Genomic DNA, 25,432 nt, shown 5'->3' on the forward strand with positions numbered 1-25,432 from the left:
GGTTTACAGGTTGATTGTTATTATACTTTACGTTTCGTAATATTTCGGGGGATTTTGCCAGGATAGCCAATTTGTATTAAATGCTACCAGAGCGATCGCCAAGGGGGTAAATTTCCTCTGGCTAAGGGATAGGAGAATTTTATCGGCCCGGAGTCCAGCCCCTAAAACAGTGACGGTAACCTTTGTCCGGTCTCTCCGCTCCCCAGCCATGAGAGCCAAATTTGACCCATAGGCTCTGGAAAACATAGTCAACCCCAACGGCAACAGATCAGGAATAATCTTCCTCCGCTTCGGCCCCCTCCGCCGCTTCTTTTTCCTTCTTCCTCTCTGCCAGTACACAGGCCTGTCCGGCCCCCAACACAAAACCGGCGATCGCCCCGAACCAAATTAAGCGCCGGCCATATAACGTGCGATAGGGCTGACTCATGGTGACCTGTACTTGGCTAGGCCGTTGACGCAGGGCAATCTGCCCCATCCCCCAACCAAACACAGTGCCCAGTAGGGCAGTCATAACCCCGCTCAAGACAACAACACGGTAATTCATAGGACTAAAGCCTCCTGGTCTGACAATGGAACAATACACAGTTCATGCTTAGCTCAGCCGGCGGGATCCAGGGGCGGAAATAGCCCATAAATAAAGGTTTACAGGGACTTACCAGCACTTAAAGCAAGGCTATGGTTGTCGATAGTATATTAAAGGGAAGGGAAAAAATTTTTCTCCCCTGTGATTATCCTAGTCAAAAATCCACTTTTTATGAGTAATACCAGCAATTTTCGTCAGATCATGGCGGAGGCAAAAGGCCAAAGTCTGATCGGGCCAAACGTGATCAAAAATGCCCTCCCCTATCTTGGCGGAGGCTTGGTACTGACAGCGGCGGGAACCTTTGGCGGCCTCAGCGTCATGCAGGGTAACCCTGGTCTATTCATGACCACCTTTTGGGCCGCTTTAATCGGTAATTTCATTCTCTTTTTCGTGGCCATGCGGGTGGCCCAGAGTGGCAATAACGCAACGGCTCTACCCCTGTTAGCTTTGTACAGTTTGCTGTCGGGCTATACCCTGAGCGGCATTATTTACGTGGCGCTCCAGACTAGCGGAGTGGGTATCCAGGGCATTGGCATTGCCGCTTTGGGCTGTGGAGTGACCTTTGTGGTGGCCCGTAGTATTGGCTCCAATTTGTCGGAGGAAGATGGCATTGCCCTGAACAAAACCGTTAGCTTGGCTCTTATTGGCCTAGTGGTGGTCATGCTTCTGCAGGTGGTGCTTGGATTTTTTGGGATAATTACCCCCACATTCCTAGAAGTAGCCATTTCTGCCTTCGGTGTATTGTTATTTGCTGGAGTATCGGTGGTGGACTTTTTCGTTCTGCCCCGCACCTATCGGGATGATCAATATTTGGCCGCATCCCTGTCCATGTATTTGACCTATATCAACCTTTTTATCTTCATTCTGCGCCTACTGATTGCCCTCAACGGTCGAGACTAGTTTGGAGTTGGCGATCGTCTGATTGCTATCGTTGATGCTGACTAAAACATCAGTCTGAAAAATCTGAAATAAAGCTAATCCCCCAGTTGCATGAAACTAGGGGATTTTTTATGGGGGGGATCGGGAAAAAGGAATGAAATGGGAGCTTGATTAACTTTGCCTCCTTAATGCAGGGAGATGAATAGTCAAAACTTTGCCCCTGGTGGGGAGTTCTCAGCCTTCGATGGTTAATTTTCTCGGCTTATAGGAGCGTTCTATCTTATATTCGATGCCCTGGGCCCCCTCCATCTCCAAATCCTGGAGATAACCTTGGTGGTGGATGATCGCCTCTTCTTGGGAAGCAAAGGGGCCAAAATAATAGATACAGCGGGGGGACTGGGTGGAAACACGAATCCACCATTTACGGTTGGCAAAAAAAGCTAGACTGACGGCGGAGAAAAAAATAAGGAACAGCAGAACGCCAAACATAAACAACTCGCTCGATGGAAAATAATAGATGATATGGGAATGATTTAGGGCAAGATGACTTGGAAGAGCTTGGGCGCAAAAAGGCAGGGGATGATAATCCGACCAACTCTCCCCAGAGTATAGTATTGGTCAAAGCATAATGGAGACTATTCACCTCATCCCAGCCTATGTCAAAGTCGAAGTCCTCCGGGCACCGTTTTTCTTTGTTGATGTTACTGCGGTTACGCCGTGGCTTTACAGCTAACCTAGATTTGACCGATGAACATAAGGTGCAAATCTACACCCAGCTTTCTGAATCCGTCAGCCTTGGGGACATCAGCTATTGGATTGAGGTTTTGTTTGCCGCGGGCATTGCCACCCTGGCTTTGGTGCTCAATAGTCCAGCGGTAATCATTGGGGCGATGTTGATTTCTCCCCTAATGGGGCCAATTTTGGCCAATGGCATGGGATTGGCCGCAGGGGACGTAGTGCTCTGGTTGCGGGCGGCTTTTAACTTATTGCTAAGCTGTAGTTTGGCTATTATTTTTGCGACTATTTTAGTGGTAATTGTTCCTTTTAAGGAGATTACCCCCGAAATTTTGGCCAGAACTAATCCTACCCTCCTGGATTTAATTGTGGCTCTGTTTTCCGGGGCTGTGGGATCGGTGGCCACCTGCAAACAAGCTAAGGGAGTAGCGGCTTCTTTACCGGGGGTGGCGATCGCCGTGGCCTTAATGCCGCCATTGTGTGTGGTGGGTTACGGCATTGGTATCTATTTCAGCCTCAACTCTTCCCAGGGATTGACGGTGGCTAAGGGAGGAGGATTGCTATTCATCACCAACCTAGTGGCCATTGTTTTCACTGCCATGATTGTCTTCTTTTTTGTCCATTTTGATGTGCGGGCAGTGCGGGAAGCCATTGGGGAGTGGAAACAAGAAAATCCCGAAAGCCAATTAGTCAGTTCTTGGCTGAGAAAATTCCCCGCCTATACGACTTTTCAACGGGTGGGAGGTTTGCCCAGTCGCTTTTTCTTGATTCTGGTTACCCTGGGGATGATTTCCTTTCCCTTGACCAAATCTCTGGAGCAGGTGCGCCGCCAAGTGACCCAACAACGGGAGGAAAACCAGTTAAACTCCACCATTAAACAGGTGTGGCAGGATAACTTTGGCGATCGCGGCAATGAAGGGGAGTTTCATTCCTACATTGATCAGGTCAAAGCGAAGCAAGACAACAAGCAAATCACCGTGCAACTCCAAGTGGTGACCGATAAGCTTTACAGCCAAGACGATGAAAAACGTTTTATTGATCAGTTGGCCACCGCCCTCGACCGTAGTCCCAGCAATATCAGTTTGCGCTTTGTGCAAATTCCCACTAGCCAAGCGGTCAATACGGAGCCCATTGCGGTGGTTTCAGAGTTGACCTATTTACCGGATTTACAGGAAGAATTAATGGCGGAAATTGGCCGTTCCCTGGCCCTGGTCACCCTACCCGATACGGTGCAGTTGGTGGACTACCAAGTAGTACTGCGCAGTGATAGTTCTCCCCTGAAGTTGGTGGTGGTCTATCTGGGCGATCGGGATTTACAAGAAGATGCCCAAGCTATCCTCTCTGGCCAAATTCGGCGGTCTTTGCAGGTTAATGATGCCATTGTGGAATACCAACGCCTCGCAACCGATCAAGGGGTGATTCCCCTTACCATTGTTGACGAAACCGCGGCGATCGACAGCGCTCCCCTTAACCTTTCTAGCCAAGCTCAAGCAACGCTTAACAGTGTGGGGCAAATTCTCCAGTCTTACCCATCCTTGCATTTGCGTCTCATCATCCAGCGCCCCCCAGACAGTAATCCGGCCAGTCTTTTTTCCCAAACTGAACAAATCAGAACCAATCTGAGTGATAACTGGCAAATTGACGATAGCCGAGTGCAGGAAACCACCAACGTGAGCGAACCAACCCAAGTATCCTTCAGTCTTTTTCTGGGAGATGGTATAACGGACGGTAAGGGCAATCCCTAATCAATAGTTGAAAATTTAGATAAATTGCACCATGGCTACCCCCCAACGTTTAACTGACTCAGAAATCCAAACCGCCCTGGGGGAACTCAGCGGTTGGAGCCTGCAGGGCAATAAACTCCATCGTCAATTTAAGTTTGGCAACTTTAATCAAGCCTTTGGTTTTATGACCCGATTGGCTTTGGTGGCAGAAACCCTGAACCATCATCCAGAATGGTCTAATGTTTACAATCGAGTCACCATTGACTTAACCACCCATGATGCCGGCGGCATTACAGAATTGGATGTGAAATTTGCCACCCATGCCAATAGCTTTGCCGATTAATTGCCCGAAAAAGCAGAATTCCCCTGAATGTGGCACCAGGGGAAAAAGAAAATTCCGGTTAATAATTTAACCATCCGTTTGGCAGGTTGAATTGTCGCTGTTGAATCCTCCTAAATGCCATTGATGAAAGGAAATTTTTGCAAAAATCCTTTTTTCAAGGGGCAGGCTTAGTGGACTTATTTAAAAGACAAACTCAAACTTTACCCGTAGAGCCTGGACAGAAATCCAGCATAAAAAGTTATTTGATCTCGCCGCAATCACTGATAACGATCGCCTGTTTGGTTTGACCACTTTGGGAGCCGTTGGCTTCTAGTTGCTCGAGAATTTCTAAACCTTCTACCACTTCCCCAAACACGACGTGTTTCCCATCAAGCCAAGGGCAGGGTACAAAAGTTAGAAAGAACTGTGAGCCATTGGTGTTGGGCCCCGCATTGGCCATGGACAGTAAACCAGGGCGATCATGCTTTAACTGAAAGTTTTCATCGGCGAACTTTTCTCCATAAATAGATTCTCCGCCGGTGCCATTACCCCGGGTAAAATCTCCCCCCTGGGCCATGAAATCGGTAATTACCCGATGGAAGTGGGAACCTTTAAAATGCAGGGGTTTACCGGCTTTACCCACACCTTTTTCCCCAGTGCAGAGGGCCCGGAAATTTTCAGCGGTCTTGGGGGTAACTTCGTCAAACAATTCCATCACAATGCGACCTGGGGCATCGTTACCGATGGTGATATCAAAAAAAACTTTACTCATCGTACAAATTTCATTGGGCAACCCATTCTAACAGATTCTTGAATGCCCATAGTTTGGCCAAAGAAGCTAGGCAAAAAGAGGAACAGTCAAGGCAAACAGTAATCCCGCTAGCACTAACCAGTGGAGCCACTGCAAACTTTTTGAAGACAACCGCCAGCGAAAGTCCCTGAGCCATTGCTGGGGACTGTCCTTGGCTCTGCGCCCCCAACTCGCCATTGATCGCCAGAGGGCAATGCCTCCCACCTTGGCACTGAATAGTAAATGGAATCCCAGACAAAGAACAACGACCAACCAGGCCAGCAGGTGGAAAAGGTAGGGCAAATGGTTGAGTTGTTTTTGGGGTAACCAACTTTCCTGCATCATTCTCCCGCTCACCACCGCCATAGTTAAGGCTACCAGCATGAGGGTATTAGCCAATCTCTGCAATGCGAGCCAAAAGCCTGGAGTGCCAGGTTTCCGTAACTGCTCCCAACTTTGGTCGGACCATAAACGGCGATCGCCTAGGTGGAAACAGTACAGGGCAAAGGGAAACATAAACAGAAAGAGGGCCAAAGCGCCGGTGCCATGGAGATCCTGAGTGTAATAAGGTTTCGGCAACGGCAAAGACCCCCAACGACCGTCATAGGTGTTGTAGACCCAAAAGCCACTGGCGATCGCCAATAGGGTCAACAGAGCCATGGCCCCATGGAGGAGCCGCAACAGCAAGGACTGATAGGGACGGGTCTGGGACATACGGAAAATTTGGTGAGGAAATTACAGGTAACCCAACTAACTAGGCTATCTCAGTGCCCTCCTGAGTCGGGATAGCATTACCTTCAGCCTGACGGTTTGACTTCAGTACCAACACCGATAAGGGAGGCAAGCATAAATCCAAGGAATAGGGCTGTTCGTGGAAAGACCATTCCTCCGTCCATTTTCCGCCTAAATTGCCCATGTTACTGCCACCATACTGTCGGGCATCACTGTTAAACAATTCTGTGTAAAAACCAGGCTCAGGAACACCAACTCGGTAATGGCTATGGGGTTGGGGAGTAAAATTACAGATAGTCATCACAAATTCAGCGCTATCCTTAGCCCGACGAATGAAGGAAACTACACTGTGGCGGTTATCACTGCAATCAATCCATTGGAAGCCAGCTTCTTCAAAATCATTACTGTATAAAGCTGGCTCATTTTTATACAAATGGTTCAATTCAGTGAAGAATTGTTTTAGTTGTTGATGGGGCGGATAATTGAGCAGATGCCACTCCAAATCGCCCCACACATTCCACTCACTCCACTGTCCAAATTCCATGCTCATAAACATGGTTTTCTTGCCGGGATGGGTAAACATATAGGTGAATAAAGCCCTAACGTTGGCGTACTTCTGCCATTCATCCCCAGGCATTTTGCCCAACATATTGCTCTTACCATGCACCACCTCATCGTGGGAGAGGGCCAGCATATAATTCTCGCTGTGGTTGTACCACATACTAAAAGTAATACTGTTTTGGTGGAACTGGCGGAACCAGGGGTCCATGCTGAAGTAGTCGAGCATATCGTGCATCCAGCCCATATTCCATTTCAGGTTAAAACCCAGACCGCCAACGTAGGTGGGCCAAGACACCATGGGCCAGGAAGTGGATTCCTCGGCAATGGATAAAATACCGGGGAAGTAGCTGTAAACAACGCTGTTTACTTGGCGTAGAAAGTCCGCCGCTTCCAAGTTTTCCCGGCCGCCATACTCATTGGCAACCCATTCCCCTTCCTCCCGGCAATAATCCAGATAGAGCATGGAGGCCACCGCATCCACCCGCATGCCATCAATGTGGTACTTATCAAACCAGAACAGGGCATTGGCCACTAGGAAGTTCCGCACTTCATTCCGGCCATAATTGAAAATCAGGGTGCCCCATTCCTTATGTTCCCCTTTGCGGGGATCGCCATGTTCGTACAAATGGGTCCCGTCGAAAAAGGCTAGGCCATGGCCATCTTTGGGGAAATGCCCCGGCACCCAATCAATAATGACGCCAATGCCGTTGAGGTGACATTGATCAACGAAATACATGAAATCTTCGGGACTGCCAAAGCGGGAGGTGGGGGCGTAATAGCCTGTTACCTGATAACCCCAGGAGCCGTCAAAGGGATGTTCGGCGATCGGTAGTAGCTCAATGTGGGTGTAGCCCAATTCCTTCACATAAGGAATTAACTTATCCACCAGCTCGTAATAGGTCAAAAACCTGGCCCCGGTATTCCACTCGGACACTTCCACGGGCACCCCTTCCCCATACAAAGTTTTTACCGGTTCGTCGTAGGCAGTGTGGAGCCAGGAACCCAAGTGGAGTTCGTAAACAGAAACTGGTTTGTTGAGGGGATCACTGGTGCGTCTAGCTTCTAGCCAATCTTCGTCATGCCATTGGTAACGGTCTAGGTCAGCCACAATGGAAGCAGTTTTGGGGCGTACTTCCTGGTAAAAGCCATAAGGGTCGGTCTTTTCGTAGATATGCCCTTCCCAGTTTTTAATTTCGTATTTATAGGAGGTGCCCACCCCCAACTCGGGGATAAATAATTCCCACACCATGTTGTTGCGTTTCCGCATTTGGTGCAGTCTACCGTCCCAATTATTAAAGTCCCCCAAAATGGAGACATTACGGGCGTTGGGGGCCCAAACGGCAAAATAAACCCCTTTAACGCCGTCCACCGTCATCAGGTGAGCGCCTAGTTTTTCGTAAATGCGGTGGTGATTGCCTTCCCCAAATACGTGCAGGTCAAAATCCGTCAGTTTGGGAGTTTTAAAACCGTAGGGGTCGTAAATTACCCTTTCGTGGCCATCCTCGGTAATGCGTAGCTGATAATTTTTGGGTTCTTCTAGATCCAACACACATTCAAAAAAGTTGGGATGGTGGGCGGTGGTCATAATCACTTCCCGGCGATCGGTGGGCAGCAACACTGTCACCGCTTCAGCAGTGGGTAAATAGGCACGAATGACCCATTGATTGACCTTGCCATGGTCCCCAAGGGGATGGCAGCCCAACACTTCAAAGGGATCGTGGTGAAGATTATGGACAATCTGATGGACTTGGTCAGCGTTGATGGTGTAGGTCATTCGGCTCTGGTGATTTTTAAACGTTGGCGGTACTGCAATGGGTTTGCCCAGCCCAAGCTAGGGGAAGATCTCATCCTACTCCTGGCTATGACTGCGGAGAAGGAATTTTGATTCGGGAATAAACCTACTTTATACACTTTTTTGCAGTTTTCCCTGGGGCAACCATATTTAAAAGCACTGGGGTAGCAAATGCTTTGTTTATTCCAATTTTAGCCAACGGCGACTTGGGACATATCCAGAGGCACAGTCAGGGGCACCCCTACTTGGGGCTCCAACAAGGTAGCCTGGATGCCTTCGTTGCCTAGGGATTGGCGAAACTGGTCTAAATCACCGTCTAGGCGTAAAACCCTAGTGAGCAGACCACCATAGCTCAATTCCGCAGCGCCGGAGGTGGGCACGATCGCCTGGGGATGGACAGTACGGCAGAGTTCTAGGGTTGTTTTTTGGCCGTTGAGCACGGAGATAAGACCGAGAATATTAATGCCAATGACGGGGGTTAAAACCACATCAATGGGGCCAAGATCCTGCAACTGGGAGGAGTGGAAACCGTGGGGTTCGTAGTAAAGCTTAATGCCGGTTTGTAAATCCGTTAACACATAGGCATTTTCCACCAAGGTAGGGCCAATGGGAGAACCGGGCAGGGCGAGAATTTCTACCCGGCCGTTGAGGACAAATTTTTGCTGATGGGGCAGAGGATGAACCTGTTCATAGCCCAAATCGGTGGCGACTTCAGCGGCCTTGAGAGAACCCAGGATAGGCCAGCTTTTATTTAATTCTTTTAATGTGAGGGGATGGGCATGGTCTTCCAAACCCTGGGAAAGCAAAATCAGATCAATGTCAGTGGGAATTTCCACGGGCTGGGAACGAAAGCCTCGAAACAACCAGGGCGTATTGCCAAAGGTTAGGTCTCCCACCAACCAAGGATCGAGCAAAATCCTTTGCCCTCCCATTTCAATTAACCAAGAGTTACTGTCGTACCAGGTGAGTTCCATAACCAAATTTTTCCCTGCAGATCGTCCCCTCCATTGTAAACGATTGTAAAGAAGGCCCCAGTTTCAGGATAAAAGAACGGATGAATTGTTTGACGGGCAAGTTAGGGGGTTGGCGATCGCCGTTGGGGGCCAAGCCTGAAAACGCCAATGGAAAAAGGGTGGTAAAAAGGGGGAGAATTGCCAATTCATTGACCAAGCGGTGGGGGGCATATCCCTGGCCAGGCAATGGAAAGCTAGCCGCTCCCACAGTAGGGGTTCCGCCACCAACCGACTGCCCCAATGAGTAATTTGGGCCCATTGCCGCTGGGGGCAGTTAACCAAGCAGAGACTGTTGCCCACATAGTTATCGCTGGAAGCCATTAACAATAGACTTTCCCCCATTTCAAAACAATTAAATTGTCCTGGTTGCCAGGCTAACAGAGGGGTTTTATCGGCGGCGGTTAGATATTCCGTTACCCCCACCCCTTGGACATCAAAGCTAGGAATGGGATTGGCGAATTCAGGCCCTGGTTTGACTGCGCCTTGGAATGTGCCCTGCAGTTGGCTACCGTCACTGAAGGTGTAGATCCATTGCCATGGTTGGGGAGATGGAGCGTTTGCCCGTTGGCGGACTAGGTTCACATTGACGGCGATCGCCAAGGGGGAAATGGAGAAACCTGCTTGATAATGTGCCCTGCCCATGATCCTCCCCTTCCCCTACACTTAGGGATTATTACTCAGTGCTGTTATCTCCAGCTTATCGGTATTGCGCTTCTCTTGGGTGCCATACAATGAAAAACTGATCTCGGATATTTATATCAGTTAAAAAAGTCGACTCCATGACCGATCTGACCCTGGCCGCCCTTAAGACTGCTCCCCTGGAACAAGTACGTCAATATTTACTTCGTCTGTTGGCCATCCATGCCTATAAGGAAGGAGATTTTATTCTCTCCTCCGGTCAACCCAGCACCTATTACATCAACGGTAAATTAGTTACCCTACGGGCGGAAGGAGCCCTGGCGATCGGGCGATTACTGTTGGCAGAGCTACCGGCGGGCATCGAAGCAGTGGCAGGGTTAACCCTGGGGGCCGATCCCATTGTCAGCGCTGTTAGTACTGTGTCTGCCTACGAAGAAAAACCCGTAGCGGCCTTAATCATTCGCAAAGAAGCCAAGGGCCATGGCACCAAAGCTTACATTGAAGGGCCAGAGTTAGCTCCGGGAACTAAGGTGGTGGTGCTGGAAGATGTGGTCACCACTGGCAAGTCCGCCATGTTGGCAGTGGAAAGGTTACGGGATGCAGGTTACCAAGTGGACACAGTCATTGCCCTCGTCGATCGCCAACAGGGAGGAAGGGAATTTTACCAAAGCCAGGACCTAGGCTTCCAAGCCCTATTCACCATCCCTGATATCCAAGGGGTTTATCGCCAAAGCTAGACCGGAGGCGAGAGCAGTTAACATTCCGGCTCAATCTTTCAAACTGAAACCCACTACTGGCCCCCGTACCAGCGCATTAACACCCTTGCTAACCTTTGGGGGTCGTGGCGCACCTGATGGCTTTTTTCGTCTTCCTGCATCACATTGGCTAGCACAATGCGGCAACCCTTTTGGATCACCGCTTCCCGGTCTAGGTAAACAGGATGGGAGTTTTCGGCGGCGTATTTCTCCAACACGGGGGCAGAAGGGGGATTTCTTTGCACCAGTACTGCATCGTAGAGCTTTTCCGCACAGACCTGATCGATCGCCGTTAAATGATCCGAGACCGTGTAATTATCCGTTTCCCCCGGTTGGGTCATCACATTGCAAATGTAGATGCGGGGCACCTGGGCCTTGGCGATCGCCGTTTGAATTTCGGGAATGAGTAAATTGGGCAAAATGCTGGTGTATAAACTGCCTGGGCCAATGATGATGTAGTCGGCCGCTTTAATGGCCTTGAGGGCCGCCGGTAGGGCCTTGGGGGATGCCGGTACACAACCGATGCGCCGAATTTTGCCCTGGGCTTCAGGAATATTTGATTCCCCTTCCACATAGCGCCCATCTTCCATCTCCGCCCATAATCTGACATCATCCAGGGTAGCTGGTAACACCTTCCCCCGCACCGCTAACACCTTCGAGCAGGCGATCGCCGCCATTTCCAAATCCCCGGTAATTTCCGCCATGGCAGTGAGGAACAAATTACCAAAGCTGTGCCCCGACAGCCCATCCCCCGCCTTAAAACGGTATTGAAACAACTCCGTTAATAACTTTTCTTCGTCCGCCAGAGCCCCAATACAATTGCGGATATCCCCCGGGGGTAACATGCCCATTTCCCGCCGTAAACGCCCCGACGAGCCGCCATCATCCGCCACGGTGACAATGGCCGTGATATTGGCGCTGTAGTGCTTCAGGCCCCGCAAAAGGGTGGATAGGCCAGTGCCGCCCCCCACCACCGCAATTTTGGCCCCTTTGTTGAGACGACGGTGGGCCAAGAGTACATCCACCAATTCCTGGTCATTGTCCGGTTGTAAGACCTCGGAAATGGAACCAACAGTGCGACTTTGGCCCCAAAACACAAAAAAAAGCCCCAGGGCCAAAATCAGGGGACCGGAAACGTAGTTGGGCAGAAGATTGGTTAAAAATCCGAGGGTACTGGAAACAAATTCCGTAATGCGAAAAATCGGCGTTAACTTGATCCAGATGGCTAAGCCCAAAAATATCAAAGTCAGACCCACGGCACTGATTACCATCCAACGTTTGACAAATAGCCCCGGAGCCATCCATTTGAACCAACGATTCACCCTGGGGGGAGTGCGCTGGGAAACCCGATCGCCCAACTTCCGTTGTTCGGTCTTGAACTTGCGCATGGCAGACTTAGCGGACTTAAAGCGGCTATGGCTCATGGGACAGGGATGATGGCAAAGGCTGGGGAAAAAAATTAGCCATGGGGCAAAAAAGCAAATTACTCCTTACGCACTACGGGGGAACTGGTCGCTACCGATTTTACCCCCTCAAAGCATGCCAACGTCTAGATAGACAAGATACAATCAGAATCTATCTGTGTCTTTTTCACCCTTGAAAAGGTGCGTTTACTATGACTAGTCCGGCTGATCGTATTTTGATTTTCGACACCACGCTTCGGGATGGGGAACAGTCCCCCGGAGCTACCCTGACCGTGGAAGAAAAACTATCGATCGCCAGGGCCCTATCCCGTCTGGGAGTGGACATCATTGAAGCCGGTTTTCCCTTTGCTAGCCCAGGGGATTTTGAGGCGGTGCAGAAAATTGCTCAAACAGTGGGCACAGAAAACGGGCCGGTAATCTGTGGTTTAGCCCGGGCTACAAGGAAAGATATTAAAGCGGCGGCGGAAGCATTGAAACCGGCGGCCAAGCATCGCATCCATACTTTTTTGGCCACTTCTGACATTCACCTGGAGCATAAGTTAAAGAAAACTAGGGCCGAAGTATTGGCGATCGTGCCGGAAATGGTGAGTTATGCCAAATCCTTGGTGGATGACATTGAATTTTCCCCCGAGGACGCTGGGCGCAGTGACCCAGAATTTTTATATCAAGTGTTGGAAGTGGCGATCGCCGCCGGGGCCACCACCATTAACATCCCCGATACGGTGGGCTACACTACCCCGGCCGAATATGGCGCTCTGATCAAGGGCATTGCCGATCACGTGCCTAACATTGACCAAGCAATTATTTCCGTCCATGGCCACAATGACCTGGGCTTAGCGGTGGCCAACTTCCTGGAAGCAGTGAAAAATGGAGCCCGCCAACTGGAATGCACCATCAACGGCATCGGTGAACGGGCCGGCAATGCGGCCTTAGAAGAATTGGTCATGGCTTTGCATGTGCGGCGCAGTTACTTCAATCCTTTTTTGGGGCGGCCAGCGGATTCCACCGAGCCCCTCACCAACATTGACACTAAACATATCTATGCCACTTCCCGTTTAGTGTCGGAGCTAACCGGCATGATGGTGCAACCCAACAAGGCCATTGTCGGGGCCAACGCCTTTGCCCATGAGTCGGGCATTCACCAGGATGGGGTGCTAAAAAATAAGCTCACTTACGAAATCATGGATGCGGAATCCATCGGTTTAACCAATAACCAGATCGTCTTAGGGAAGTTATCCGGTCGGAACGCCTTTGGCACCCGCTTGAAGGAATTGGGTTTTGACCTGAGCGAAACGGAATTGAATAATGCTTTTATTCGTTTTAAGGAAGTGGCGGATAAGCGCAAGGAAATTACCGATTGGGATTTGGAAGCCATTGTTAACGACGAAATTCGTCAACCCCCCGAACTATTTCGTTTGGAGCGGGTGCAGGTTTCCTGTGGCGAGCCTTCCGTTCCCACCGCTACTCTGACCCTCCGTACCCCCGTCGGCGGAGAGGAAACCACTGTGGCGATCGGTACGGGCCCCGTGGACGCAGTGTACAAAGCCATTAATCAGATCGTGCAACTCCCCAATGAGTTATTGGAATATTCCGTCACCTCCGTCACCGAAGGCATTGATGCGTTGGGCAAAGTGAGTGTGCGCCTACGGCACAATGGGGTAATTTACACTGGCTATGCGGCCAACACCGACATCATTGTTGCTTCCGCCCGGGCCTATCTGGGGGCATTGAACCGTCTCTATGCGGCCCTAGAAAACCAGAAATCCCAGGGCCATCCCCCGGTGGTGGCTTCTCTGTAACAAACATCACAATTTGTTGCTAAACTTCCCCCGCAACCCATGGAGGGTGAGGCAAAGACCTATAATTTGGCCATGATCCCCGGAGATATGGTGACTCCGGGAAGGTGGCTTTTTCGCTGAAATTACGTTGGATGAACATTTGGTCTCGTTTCAAGCTCCCCACTTTGCCATGGTGGGTTACCAAATCAAAGGGCTTGCCGGAGTTCGTTGTCCCTGCACATCTGGCGACAGGGGGTGGGCAGGAGGATAGATCGATGGGTACTGATTTAGAGTGCGAACAACAACGGGAAATTGACCAGCTCAAAAAACAATTGGAGGTGGCGGAGGCCACCACAGCAAGGTTAGCCCAAGAACTGGCCCAGCATCACCAACGGGGTTTGTCTTCTTCACAAAATAATACATCAAGTCTGCAGACAGCCCTTGCTCGCTTGGGACAGTGGGGCTTGCTGAGCCATGATTTATATGCATTTTTTGATCAAGCTACCAAGTTAATTCGCACTGTTTTAAATGTGGATTACTGCGGCATCTGGGAACTTTTACCCAACCGTTCTGCCCTACTGCTCTGTGCTGGGCAAGGCTGGGAACAATCCTTAGTCGGGAACTACACCATTGATGCCAGCGACCGTTCCTACGCCGGTTATACCATCCGCCATAATGGCGATCGCCAGGTGGAGGACTACGAGCCAGTGATTGTGCTGGATCTGAGGTTGAGTACTAAATTTCGGGCCTCCCCCTTATTGCATAACCTGGGCATTATCAGCGGGGCAAATGTGATTGTGGCGGGGCCAAAAACAGCTTTTGGAGTTTTGGGCATTTATAGTCTCACTATCCGTGAATTTACTGACGAAGAAGTTGATTTCCTCACGGTGGCTAGCCATATCCTTGCCGCCACCATTGACCGCCAAGAATACGAAGAGAGATTACTGTTACTGGAGCAGGCGATCGACGCTAGTTCCAATGGTATTTTGATCACCGATGCCCTCGATGCAGGCAATGCCGTAGTTTACGCCAACCATGGTTTTGAAACCATTACTGGTTTTAGCCGTGAAGAAGTGATGGGGCAAAACTGCCGTTTTCTGCTCAACGAAGACCGCCAAGGGGAACAGGGCAAACAGTTAGCCATACTCCGCTCGGCGATCGCCCATGGCCAAAAATGCGAAGTGGTGCTGAAAAATTACCGTAAAGACGGCGTCCCTTTTTGGAATCATTTATATCTGTCCCCCATCTATAACCAGCACAATTTTTTAGTCAACTTCATCGGCATCCAAACCGATGTCACTAAACAGAAGCTAACAGAACAACAACTACGAACCAGCCAAGAATTTTTCAGCAGGATGATCGTCACCATCACCGATGGGCTATTAATTGTCGATCAAGAGGGCATTATTCAATTTGTTAACCCCGCCGCCAAGCAGATGTTTAAACGGCGGGAAAGCGAACTACTGCAGCAACCCTTTGGCATTCCCTTTGTGGCGGATCAGGTGACCGAAATTACCCTCACGCCCCTCGGCGGAGATCTAGTGGTGGCGGAAATGCGGGTGTCTCCCATTCATTGGCAAAAGGGTAAAGCCTCTTTGGTTTCCCTACGGGACATCACTGAACAACATCAAGCCCGCCTGGCCCTGGCGGAAAGTGAGAAAAAATACCGCCATATTGTGGAGTTAACCTCCGAAGGAATTTGGATTTTAGACCAAGACCAACAAACTACCTTTGCCAACCGGCAATTGGCGGATATGTTGGGCTATTCGGTAGAGGAAATTTTAGAAAAAAATATTACGTCCTTTGTTCTTGCCATTCACCATTTGCCGGAGTCGGAAAATAGTCACCAAGAGACTTTGCAATCTTTCCCCCGTTGTATGTTGCCCAACCATTATGAGGTTTACGACGTACAACTCCAACGGCGAGACGGTAGTGTGCTCTGGGGTTTGGTGTCCCGCAGTGCGTGGTATAACCAATGGGGTAATTACCAGGGGGAGCTGGCCATGCTAACGGACATCACCAAACGGAAATCCGCCGAGCAGGCCCTGGCCGCCAGTGAGCAACGCCTAGAGGGGATTTTAGGCTCCATCCAAGATGTGGTTTGGTCCGCTGACGCCGCTAGTTTTGCCACCCTTTACCTTAACCCCACCACGGCCATGGTCTATGGCCAAGCCCTGGAGGTGTGTTACCAGAGCCAAAATTTTTGGTTTGAACAGGTCCACCCTGGCGATCGCCTTTTGCTGGAATATCATCTGCAATTGTTGATGGAAAAGGACCAGACGGAGGTGGAGTATCGCATTGTGCAACCAGGGGGTAAGGAGCGGTGGTTATTTCGCCGTAGTCAATTGGTGCGGGATGCCCAGCATCAACCCCTGCGTATCGACAGCATTGACAGTGACATCACCGAGCGTAAATCGGCGGTGGAAAAACTCCACTACAATGCCAACCATGATTCCCTAACCAATTTGCCCAATCGGTTAATGTTCCTCGATCGCCTGGGCCATGCTCTGCAAAGAAATTTACGTCGCCAGGATTTAAGGTTTGCGGTGCTATTTCTGGATTTAGATGGTTTTAAAATTATCAACGACAGTTTGGGGCACGCCTGTGGGGATTTACTGCTCCAGGGCATTGCCCATCGCCTGTGCCAATGTCTACGGCCGGAGGATACCTTGGCCCGGTTAGGGGGAGATGAATTCACCATGTTGATTGAAAACATCACCTGTCCGGAAGATGTGATCGCCGTGGCCCAAAGAATTCACCGGGAATTACAAAAGCCATTTAACTTGGACGGCCAGGAAATTTTTACCAACACCAGCATTGGTATTGCCCTCAACCACCCCGAATATGGCCATCCCCAAGATATTTTGCGGGACGCAGACACCGCCATGTATCGAGCTAAGGCCGCAGGTAAGGGTCGCTATGCTATTTTTAACCAGACCATGCACCACCATGCCGTGCAGAGGCTCCAGCGAGAGAATGACCTACGGCGGGCCATTGCTCGCCACGAGTTGCAGTTATATTATCAGCCGATTGTCTGCCTCAAAACTGGACAGTTACAGGGAGTGGAGGCCCTAGTGCGTTGGCATCATCCGCAAGAGGGTCTGCTCCTACCCGCAGAATTTATGGCGATCGCCGAAGAAACTGGCTTGATTGTACCCATGGGGGATTGGATTCTCTGGGAAGCAAGCCGACAATTACTGCAAATTAAGGAAAAATTTCCCCACATTCCCCGGCTCCAAGTAAGTGTTAATGTTTCCGGCCGCCAATTGCGGGACCAACGGCTGATACAAACGGTGGATAAAATTCTGGCCATCACCAGCTTGGTACCCCAGGATCTCAAACTGGAAATCACCGAGAGCTTATTGATTGATAACTTAGACCTGGCCACCGATGTGTTGACCAATCTACGCCAGAGAAATATCCAAATTTCCCTCGATGATTTTGGCACCGGCTATTCTTCCCTCAGTTATCTGCACCGCTTTCCCATCAACACCATTAAAGTGGACCGTTCCTTTGTGAACACCATGGAGCCCAACAACCAAAACACTGCCATTGTCCACACCATTGTGACCCTGGCCCACACTCTCGGATTGGACGTGATTGCCGAAGGCATTGAAACTGAGCGGCATCTAACCCAACTCCATTGGCTGGGATGCGATGCAGGACAAGGATATTATTTTGCCCATCCCATCCCCTCAGAGGATTTGCTAGATTTTTTGGCGATCCAAATGCCCCGTTGGCTTGTGCCTGCTGTGACTGAATTACGAACTAAGCCAGCTTAGTCAATTAAATCTCCATGGCCAGAAAAATGACTGTTTTTCCCCAGGGATGGAGTAGCTTTTTTATGTTGACCAGTCGATCAACTTGACCTCCCGCTTCCTATTTCCTCGGTGCTATGAATACTTTGGCGATCGCCGAGTATATTGAAAAAAACTCTAACCTAGAGAGTAATAATTATGACCTTGCAAGAGATCCAATTCCAAATCTTAAAATTACCGACCCAAGACAAATGGGAACTGGTTCAAACTCTTCTAAATGCCATCCAAAAAGATACTAGTGACTTAAAAATACCCTCAAAAAAAACCTATCCTCTGCGCGGCTTACCTATCACTATTAGTGAAGATTTTGATGATCCCATGCCAGAATTGTGGGAGGTATTAACGGAATGATTCTCCTTGATACCCATACTTGGCTGTGGTTACTTCACGATCCTAATCAATTATCCACCCCAGCCCAGGGCATTATTACCGAATCTGAAAACAACAATGGCATTCTTATTTCCAGTATTTCAGTCTGGGAAATTGCCACTAAACAAAGCCTCAATAAACTGCAACTTCCTCTACCCATTCACGAATGGTTTGAATTAGCCCAACAACAACCTGGCACAGTCATTGAACCTCTTTCTCCTTCCGACGCAATTGATAGTGTTAATCTGCCTGGAAACTTTCATAAAGATCCGGCCGATAGAATCTTAGTGGCGATCGCCCGGCGGTATGAAATCCCATTGATTACCTGTGACCAAAAAATCTTGAGCTATTCCCATGTCAAAACTATTTGGTAAAGCCTAATTGCCGAGGGCATTGAAACTGAGCGGCATCTAACCCAACTCCATTGGCTCGGGTGCTATGCAGGACAAGGATATTATTTTGCCCATCCCATCCTCTCAGAGGACTTGCTAGATTTTTTGGCGATCCAAATGCCCCGTTGGCTTGTGCCCAATGTGACTGAATTGCGAACTAAGCCAGCTTAGTCAATTAAATCTCCATGGCCAGAAAAATGACTGTTTTTTCCCAGGGATGGAGTAGCCTTTTTATATTGATCCGTCGATCAACTTGACCTCCCGCTTCCTATTTCCTCGGTGCTATGAATACCCCTCTTCCGTCAGACTGAGGGAATTAAAATGGAGATAAAAGGCTGAAAAGCGCGGAGGGAGAATGACAAAGACAAGAGAGGCGAAAAAGACAGTACAGTGTGTAGACACATATAGTGAACTGTATAAAGATATATTTCCAGAAGTGAGGTCTTATGAGTCATTTAAATATATCATTGTGGGAATATTAAGTGATATAAAAAGAAAGAGTTTACCTGCAATAGCATCATCACTAGGATTGAAAAATGAACAGGGATTACTGCATTTCATGACAGATTCTCCTTGGGAATTAAAAGAATTAGAAAAAAGAAGATTAAATATTATCTTAGAAGTTTTAGAAGGAAGAGAAATAATAGTAATAATAGATGAAACAGGAGACCCCAAAAAAGGGAAAACAACAGATTATGTAAAAAGACAATATATTGGAAATTTAGGAAAAATAGAAAGCGGTATAGTGTCAGTAAATGCCTATGGTTACTGCAATGGAGTAACGTTTCCTCTAGAATCAAAAGTATTTAAACCAAAAGAAAGATTAAAAGAGGGAGATAAGTATAAAACAAAGCCGGAATTAGCAGTAGAGATAATAAAAGAACTAGAAGAAAGTGGTTTTAAAATAAAAAGAGTAGTGTCAGATAGCTTATATGGAGAAAGCCATAGCAATTTTATCAGTGCCGTAGAGGAATTAAAAATAGAATATGCAGTGGGAATCCGGAGCAATCATGGGGTCTGGCTTCCAAAGGAAGCTAAAGTAAGGGCAAATAAGTGGAGGAGGTTTGAACATATAAGATGGGATGGAAAACAGGAAGATAGGTATATCAGAGAAATAGTTTATGGCAAAAAAAGCGCAATAAGATATTGGGAAATTAAAACAGAAACAGAAAAAGAGGAGGAAAAAGCAGGATGGTTTGTAATGACTCGAATACCAGATATTAAATATAAAGAAGTTGGCAGAATATATGGGGTAAGGTCATGGATAGAATATGGATTTAAGCAATGCAAAAGTGAATTAGGATGGGCAGATTTTAGGGTAACTCATTATGAGCAAATTCAAAAATGGTGGGAATTAGTGATGTGTGCATATTGTATGATTTGTTTTTATGATGAGAATTTTAATCCGACTCTAAATTCAACGTCAAAGTATCATCAAAAGCATGAAAAATGGGATAAAGAAGAAGGGTGGAAAAAATGGCTAAACAACCTACGATTAGTGATCTCTGTATTTAATGCAATAAATCTTATCAAAAAGTGGTTAAAAGTATTTCCATTTGCCCATGTTTTGGATGAGTTAACTAAACTTTACAACAAGGTTGATAAGCTAGATCGATTAAAGTATTTGCTAAATTCATGGAATACATTCTATTCTTCTTCTGCCTAGATTGATGAAAGAGGGATACTTTGGCGATCGCCCCGCGTTGGTTTGTCAAACAGGACATTGATGGCTTCTTTGGCCTGGCGGTGAACAACTTGGTGCAGATCCTGGTGATTGTGGGATTGACCCAATCAGTGTTGCAATTTCCCCCCACCCTGATCTATGGGCGTATTTTACCCAGCATTGCCATTAGCCTGATTGTCGGCAACTTTTATTACAGTTGGCTGGCCTATCACCAAGGAAAACGGGAAGGACGGGATGACATCACCGCTTTGCCCTACGGCATCAACACAGTCAGTTTGTTTGCCTATATTTTTCTGGTTATGCTCCCGGTGCGATTATTGGCGATCGGCTCTGGAGCCAGTAGTGAAGCGGCGGCGGAGTTGGCTTGGCAGGCGGGCTTAGTGGCCTGTTTTGGCTCCGGTCTGATCGAATTGGCGGGGGCTTGGGGAGCGGATTGGTTACGGCGCTATACCCCCAGGGCCGCTCTACTTTCCACCCTAGCGGGCATTGCTTTGACTTTCATTGCCCTTGGTTTTTTCCTTCGCACCTACGCCCATCCCTTAGTGGGCATTTTGCCCTTGGGGGTCATTCTGCTCAGCTATTTCGGCAAGGTTACTTTCCGGTTACCGGGACTAAAATTGGCTATTCCCGGCGGATTGATGGCCATTGTGCTGGGGACCATTCTGGCCTGGGTAACAGGATTAGTCACTTGGGATGCTCAACAAGTAGAAACGGCGATCGCCCCCTTGGGAATTTATCTACCCAGCCTGGATCTAGCCAGCCTCTGGCAGGCGAAGGGAGTATTGGTCAGTTATTTCAGCATCATTCTGCCCATGGGACTGTTTAATTTGGTGGGCAGTTTACAAAACCTGGAAAGTGCGGCGGCGGCGGGGGACGATTATCCCACAGCACCTTGCTTAGCAGTGAATGGTCTGGGCACCATTGTGGCGGCCCTATTTGGCTCCTGTTTTCCCACCACCATTTACATTGGCCATCCTGGTTGCAAAGATATGGGCGCAAGGATTGGTTACTCCTGGCTCAACGGTTTGGTAATGGCGATTTTATGTCTCACTGGCAGCCTTAGTTTATTGGTTTATCTCATTCCCATCGATAGTGCCATGGCGATCGTGCTCTGGATTGGCATCATCATTGTCAGCCAGAGTTTCAGTGCTACCCCGGTCAATCATTATCCCGCTGTAGTGGTCGGCCTATTGCCCGGCATTGCCGCCTGGGGTGCCTTAGTGGCCAAAAATTCTCTCCGGGTCGCAGGTCTAGGCACTCCGGATAACCCCATTACTCCCGAGTTAGTGCCCGCTTTTCAACAGGCAGATTTGTTTATTACCGGAGCCTTTGCTTTGGAACAGGGAGTAATTTTCTCGGCCATGATCCTCGCTGCTATGACCGTTTACATCATTGAACAAAAATTTGGTTTAGCCGCCCTTTGGGCGATCGCCGCTGGGGTCTTATCCTGGTTGGGATTAATGCATAGTTACCGATGGACTGGGGCCGACACAGTCATGGCCCTGGGTTGGGGCGCTGGAGCCAGTTGGGCAGTGAGCTACTTTTTGCTCGCTCTCTTATTGGTTTATGTGCAATGGACTAACCCTAAAGGGCAAAATTGATTTTCACTAAAGCCAAGGAAATTTCCTTTATTTATGAAACCATCTACCCCATAATCATGAAAGTGATTAGCCCTAATCCAATTTTATAAATCGCACAACATAAATTGCGACTTTTTTCCTGGGAAATTTTCATACAATTACGTTCCTAAATGTGATAGAAATTCGTCGATCACGGGGACGCTTTTGAGCATTCCATAGATCACTTTTTCGGCTAGGAATACCATGTTTCCATTTATATCTAGCGTCATCTTTTAAAACAATTAGACTTCGTGGAGTCAGTAAAACTGATTGGTTTTCTCCACTACTAATTGATTGAAAATTCATCATACAACTTGAATTCAAGCTAAGGGAAACAATTGTGTTTTCAAAGCATGACTGGCAATCAATGTGAGGTGTTATACCTTGCCCAGGGAGATATTCATTAACAATTGCTTGATTAGGTGCATGCTCTATGATTTTGTTGAAGATCAGTCTTTCAACAACAAAATCCATCCAATCTGGTAGTTCACCAAGATACATTGAATGATTTATCCTCCTAGATTTATAGTTATATTTATATCCATAGTGTTGGACTCGGCGTTTTAAGTCTTGCAGCCATTCATTCTTATCTATTACATGAACGAGAGACTTTTCTTCTTCAGGATTAATAAAATTTTTGATGTATTGAAATCCAGTTAGGTTAATACATGTTGCATTGGAGTCTGAAAATAAGCTTAATTGTTGGGATTCTTTTGTCAAATTCATATAATGTGTTTTGTGCTTTCTAACACCTAACTTTGATGTCAAATTGCGATTATTTCATAATACAAATTAATGTGCTTAGTCTTGTCAGGCTTGCTTTGCTCAAAAAATTGGTATTCATAGTAGGGTAATTGGATTTGGTGTCCGACAACATCAAAATCATAAGCCAAATTCTTTTTGAAATCAAACCATTTTCGATTGAGGCAAGAAAGTGGAGGATTTTGAAATAGAATAATAAAGTTTTTTTTATCGAAATATTCTAATGTATTGTTGACAACTTTAGCAAGCTGAAGTTGTTCAAGACTATCACTGGCAAATAGATAAGAGAAATTCAGAAATATGGGTGTTTTTTGATAACAAGCCTCTACTGATTTGATATATTTAATAAGCGTTTGAGGGTTATTACATTCAGTCAAAAACTGAAAATTAGAATTCCGTGAAAATAATTGCTGATTTTGGCTAAAGTTTTTAGCTAGCCGAAGCATAGCCGGGGCATGATCGATACCAATATAGTTAATATCAAGTTTTTTGTTATGTAGTTCTTTTGCGTGCCATGCTAGAGCTAAACCAGATGTCATGGGGCCACAGCCAAAGTCAATCATCGTTATTTGCTCAGGATTTAGAGGTGACTTTTGGCTGAATTGACTATCCGCATAAACATCAAAAAGATGCCGACTACTGGCTAAATGCATTTGAAGGTAATGGCGGCAGTATAGAAGCGCAGTTTGATCAGGGGTTAAGTCAGACTCACCAGTTATAAAATTAGCCTTCCCTCGGCGCAAAATAGATTTGCGTTGAAAGGATTCATCCTTTTGGACAACATTTTGTTTCCAGCGGGTGCAGTGTTTCTGTTGAAAGTAGGGCTTAGCAACAACTTCGTCAATAACAGCTTTCATTTCGTGGTTCAATTTCATGTTATTCACTTCTTCTAAATTCCGGACTCTTTAGACTATAAGAGCATCGAAAAGAAAAAAAGGGAATTTTATGCGAACGACAAAAGAGTTTTGGCCATTACTACTTTTTACGGACTTTGGGAGTAAACATAAGCAATCCGCTCTCCATGGGATCTGACAACTTCCATTAGTTGCTTGGGGCGAATTACTTTGGCCTGATCCCCGAAACCAATGAGCCAACGCCGAAAATCAACGTCGTTCAACATCCACTTGGGCAGAGTGACTTGAAAGCGATTCGGGAATCCTTCATCGCCTGTTTTGGGTAAGTTATATGGGACGGCAGTTCTGCGGTGTTGGCCTTGGTGTAATTTGGGAGACATCCGCATTTGTTTGAGAGGAAAGCGTTTGTTGCCTTCACTGACGAAGCGAAACATATAATCTGAAAACCATAGCTCAATCTCAATTTCAACAGATTTTTTGTGGGAGACTTTGTGGCTTAAGTAGTTTTTTTGGTCGGTGACGTTGTTTCCAAAAAAGATGCCACCACAGGAGTGACAAAGGGTTTCGAGTTTTTGCAGGGCTAGGTTTTGTTCTTCTGGTGATCGTGCGACGGGAATAACTTTGCTTAAAAATAATCGATCAATGCGCTCAAACTTCAATAGGCCAGATTGCTCAGCATTAACCATTTCAAAGCCTAAGTACCAGCCAATGTTATGAAAGACTAACTGAATTGGATAAATTATAAAAAAGTTATCAGACTCCTTGGTGAAACGTCCTACTCCCTTAAAATATTTAACTTCTAGTTGATAGGCGTTTTCAATGGCTTGCTCTACTTCATGGATTCTGCCAGCAAGGGAACTACGGGGTAAGCTATCTAAATCAACAATGTTGCGATTATAAATGGCACGGACGGGATAGGTGGATTTATCAAGTTTATAAGAATGGCTTAATCTTTCTTTAAATCGTTCATAAACTCCTAATGCAAGGGGATCATCTAGTCCATTTGCTTGGGCTTCTAGTAGTTTGAACACCCGCAATAAATCTGATTCAGAGAGAATGCTAGTTCCGGCAAAGTAGCCCCGTCGGAGGGCAATATTGGGGAGAATTTGGTAAGGTTTTAGAATTTTTTCAATATCCTTTCTGATACTGTTGCCACTGTTAAATTCGACAATATTTTGGGACTCTATTTCATTGATAAAGGTTTCCTGGGCAGTGGCTTCTGGATTGTGTAATTGTAATAAAGGATTGTGAAGAATGAAACGAATGGTTTTTATTAATCGACAGAAAGCATCTTTTTCTGAATAGGGATGGGTAATTAAATCAGGATCTTCTAGGGGACTTAATGTGATTTCTTTGGGGTTTTGGTTGATGCCAATAAGATTGTTAGTTTTCAGCCAGTCTAAATCACGCTTGATAGCGTCTTTATTTGCATAAATAGGATGGTAAATTTTGCTGATAATGGCACAGATTTCATCAATTTCAGTCTCAAATTTTTGTTCTGTTCCTAGAATTGCTTCTAATTGTTTTGGGTCAGTATATTGTAAGTTGCCAATGCCGGGATAGTGAATGAGCAGGCTAATCAGGTGCATTAGGCGATCAAAATCTAGTAACCTAGAATATTGATGGAGTTCAACTTTGCGATTCTGGGTGCGATTCCGACGGTTGATTTGACTACGGGATACTTTAGCTAGTTGATTTTCTAGTTTACTGAGGTCGAGACTACCATCTTTAAAGGGAATATCAATAACAGCAGTAAAGCCTTCAGCGGGAATGGGGGGAAATTGTTTTAAGGCTTGGAAATAGTCATCAATAACAAAGTCTGGGACTTGGCGATCGCGCTGTTGGTTCCATTGCTTACAAACCTCTAGCGGCGTTTTGAGATTAAGACCAATAATGTCAATCTCACCAAATTGTTTAAGTTTTTGGATTAGTTCCATCCGCCATGGTCTTTTGGCATTGGTGGCATCATAAATGATTGAATGACCTGAATTAAGGTGTTCTTTTAGCTGTCTAAATATTTGACTTTCGAGTTTTTGCCAGTTGCCCTGAATGGATTCATCTCCAAATAGTTGGGCACGGGCTTTGTCGGTAGAGACAATTTGATAATTAGAATTTTGTTTGACGAGGTTATCTGCAAGAGTAGATTTACCACTAGATGGACAACCAATCAAAATCAGAAGTTTATAAAACTCATTCATAGTAATATT

General features: G+C 47.1%; 22 protein-coding genes. 10 read left to right on the forward strand and 12 right to left on the reverse strand.

What is annotated here, in order from left to right:
• Positions 1–27: 27 nt before the first annotated feature.
• The gene (locus IQE94_RS02840; RefSeq protein ID WP_212716010.1) at positions 28–246 is read right to left on the reverse strand and encodes a hypothetical protein; all 219 of its coding nucleotides are present in this window, start codon (positions 244–246) and stop codon (positions 28–30) included.
• Positions 247–268: 22 nt separating this feature from the next.
• Positions 269–544 (reverse strand): hypothetical protein, encoded by a 276-nt coding sequence (locus IQE94_RS02845; RefSeq protein WP_223342669.1) that lies wholly within the window; start codon positions 542–544, stop codon positions 269–271.
• A 210-nt stretch (positions 545–754) separates the two neighbouring features.
• Here IQE94_RS02845 and IQE94_RS02850 point away from each other — a divergent pair, with 210 nt between their 5' ends.
• A complete protein-coding gene (locus IQE94_RS02850) occupies positions 755–1,483 on the forward strand; it encodes a Bax inhibitor-1 family protein (protein ID WP_212716012.1) in 729 nt (242 codons plus the stop codon).
• Positions 1,484–1,696: 213 nt separating this feature from the next.
• Here the strand turns inward: IQE94_RS02850 and IQE94_RS02855 are convergent, their stop codons facing one another.
• Complete coding sequence (locus IQE94_RS02855; protein WP_223342670.1) at positions 1,697–1,951, reverse strand: DUF1816 domain-containing protein; 255 nt, start codon at positions 1,949–1,951, stop codon at positions 1,697–1,699.
• Positions 1,952–2,118: 167 nt separating this feature from the next.
• On the opposite strand from IQE94_RS02855, the gene IQE94_RS02860 reads away from it, so the two are divergent.
• Complete coding sequence (locus tag IQE94_RS02860; RefSeq protein ID WP_223342671.1) at positions 2,119–3,942, forward strand: DUF389 domain-containing protein; 1,824 nt, start codon at positions 2,119–2,121, stop codon at positions 3,940–3,942.
• A 31-nt stretch (positions 3,943–3,973) separates the two neighbouring features.
• Positions 3,974–4,264, forward strand: a complete 291-nt coding sequence (locus IQE94_RS02865; protein ID WP_194015940.1) for a 4a-hydroxytetrahydrobiopterin dehydratase — start codon at positions 3,974–3,976, stop codon at positions 4,262–4,264.
• Positions 4,265–4,502: 238 nt separating this feature from the next.
• On the opposite strand, the gene IQE94_RS02870 is transcribed toward IQE94_RS02865, so the two are convergent.
• The 5 genes from IQE94_RS02870 to IQE94_RS02890 all read right to left on the reverse strand — a co-directional run bounded on the left by IQE94_RS02870 (position 4,503) and on the right by IQE94_RS02890 (position 9,773).
• A complete protein-coding gene (locus tag IQE94_RS02870; RefSeq protein ID WP_223342672.1) occupies positions 4,503–5,015 on the reverse strand; it encodes a peptidylprolyl isomerase in 513 nt (170 codons plus the stop codon).
• A 66-nt stretch (positions 5,016–5,081) separates the two neighbouring features.
• Positions 5,082–5,747 (reverse strand): cytochrome b/b6 domain-containing protein, encoded by a 666-nt coding sequence (locus IQE94_RS02875; RefSeq protein ID WP_212716018.1) that lies wholly within the window; start codon positions 5,745–5,747, stop codon positions 5,082–5,084.
• Between the two features lie 40 nt (positions 5,748–5,787).
• A complete protein-coding gene (glgB, locus tag IQE94_RS02880) occupies positions 5,788–8,100 on the reverse strand; it encodes a 1,4-alpha-glucan branching enzyme (protein ID WP_223342673.1) in 2,313 nt (770 codons plus the stop codon).
• Between the two features lie 209 nt (positions 8,101–8,309).
• A complete protein-coding gene (locus IQE94_RS02885; protein ID WP_223342674.1) occupies positions 8,310–9,092 on the reverse strand; it encodes an MBL fold metallo-hydrolase in 783 nt (260 codons plus the stop codon).
• Between the two features lie 63 nt (positions 9,093–9,155).
• Entirely contained in the window at positions 9,156–9,773 is a 618-nt protein-coding gene (locus tag IQE94_RS02890) for a hypothetical protein (protein WP_212716023.1), read from the reverse strand.
• Positions 9,774–9,910: 137 nt separating this feature from the next.
• Here IQE94_RS02890 and pyrE point away from each other — a divergent pair, with 137 nt between their 5' ends.
• Positions 9,911–10,507 carry an orotate phosphoribosyltransferase gene (gene pyrE / locus IQE94_RS02895; RefSeq protein ID WP_223342675.1) on the forward strand — a complete coding sequence of 199 codons (597 nt, stop codon included), beginning with the start codon at positions 9,911–9,913 and terminating at the stop codon, positions 10,505–10,507.
• Positions 10,508–10,560: 53 nt separating this feature from the next.
• On the opposite strand, the gene yvcK is transcribed toward pyrE, so the two are convergent.
• Positions 10,561–11,949 carry a gluconeogenesis factor YvcK family protein gene (gene yvcK / locus IQE94_RS02900; RefSeq protein WP_212716025.1) on the reverse strand — a complete coding sequence of 463 codons (1,389 nt, stop codon included), beginning with the start codon at positions 11,947–11,949 and terminating at the stop codon, positions 10,561–10,563.
• A 191-nt stretch (positions 11,950–12,140) separates the two neighbouring features.
• Here yvcK and IQE94_RS02905 point away from each other — a divergent pair, with 191 nt between their 5' ends.
• From IQE94_RS02905 to IQE94_RS02930, 6 genes are all read left to right on the forward strand, one after another.
• A complete protein-coding gene (locus tag IQE94_RS02905) occupies positions 12,141–13,748 on the forward strand; it encodes a 2-isopropylmalate synthase (RefSeq protein ID WP_223342676.1) in 1,608 nt (535 codons plus the stop codon).
• Between the two features lie 254 nt (positions 13,749–14,002).
• Positions 14,003–17,509 (forward strand): EAL domain-containing protein, encoded by a 3,507-nt coding sequence (locus IQE94_RS02910; protein ID WP_223342677.1) that lies wholly within the window; start codon positions 14,003–14,005, stop codon positions 17,507–17,509.
• A 174-nt stretch (positions 17,510–17,683) separates the two neighbouring features.
• A complete protein-coding gene (locus IQE94_RS02915; protein ID WP_212716027.1) occupies positions 17,684–17,896 on the forward strand; it encodes a hypothetical protein in 213 nt (70 codons plus the stop codon).
• Positions 17,893–18,288 (forward strand): type II toxin-antitoxin system VapC family toxin, encoded by a 396-nt coding sequence (locus tag IQE94_RS02920; protein ID WP_212716029.1) that lies wholly within the window; start codon positions 17,893–17,895, stop codon positions 18,286–18,288. Before IQE94_RS02915 ends, IQE94_RS02920 begins: the two co-directional genes overlap by 4 nt.
• A gap of 373 nt (positions 18,289–18,661) precedes the next feature.
• A complete protein-coding gene (locus IQE94_RS02925; protein ID WP_223341980.1) occupies positions 18,662–19,972 on the forward strand; it encodes an IS701 family transposase in 1,311 nt (436 codons plus the stop codon).
• 20 nt (positions 19,973–19,992) lie between these two features.
• Positions 19,993–21,591 carry an NCS2 family permease gene (locus IQE94_RS02930; protein WP_223342678.1) on the forward strand — a complete coding sequence of 533 codons (1,599 nt, stop codon included), beginning with the start codon at positions 19,993–19,995 and terminating at the stop codon, positions 21,589–21,591.
• 129 nt (positions 21,592–21,720) lie between these two features.
• Here IQE94_RS02930 and IQE94_RS02935 read toward each other — a convergent pair whose 3' ends face one another.
• The 3 genes from IQE94_RS02935 to IQE94_RS02945 all read right to left on the reverse strand — a co-directional run bounded on the left by IQE94_RS02935 (position 21,721) and on the right by IQE94_RS02945 (position 25,423).
• Complete coding sequence (locus IQE94_RS02935; protein ID WP_223342679.1) at positions 21,721–22,335, reverse strand: alpha-ketoglutarate-dependent dioxygenase AlkB; 615 nt, start codon at positions 22,333–22,335, stop codon at positions 21,721–21,723.
• A gap of 38 nt (positions 22,336–22,373) precedes the next feature.
• Complete coding sequence (locus tag IQE94_RS02940) at positions 22,374–23,228, reverse strand: SAM-dependent methyltransferase (protein WP_223342680.1); 855 nt, start codon at positions 23,226–23,228, stop codon at positions 22,374–22,376.
• A 125-nt stretch (positions 23,229–23,353) separates the two neighbouring features.
• The gene (locus IQE94_RS02945; RefSeq protein WP_223342681.1) at positions 23,354–25,423 is read right to left on the reverse strand and encodes an AAA family ATPase; all 2,070 of its coding nucleotides are present in this window, start codon (positions 25,421–25,423) and stop codon (positions 23,354–23,356) included.
• Positions 25,424–25,432 lie beyond the last annotated feature (9 nt).

This window comes from Synechocystis sp. PCC 7339 (genome assembly GCF_019924095.1).
Classification (GTDB): Bacteria; Cyanobacteriota; Cyanobacteriia; order Cyanobacteriales; family Microcystaceae; genus Synechocystis.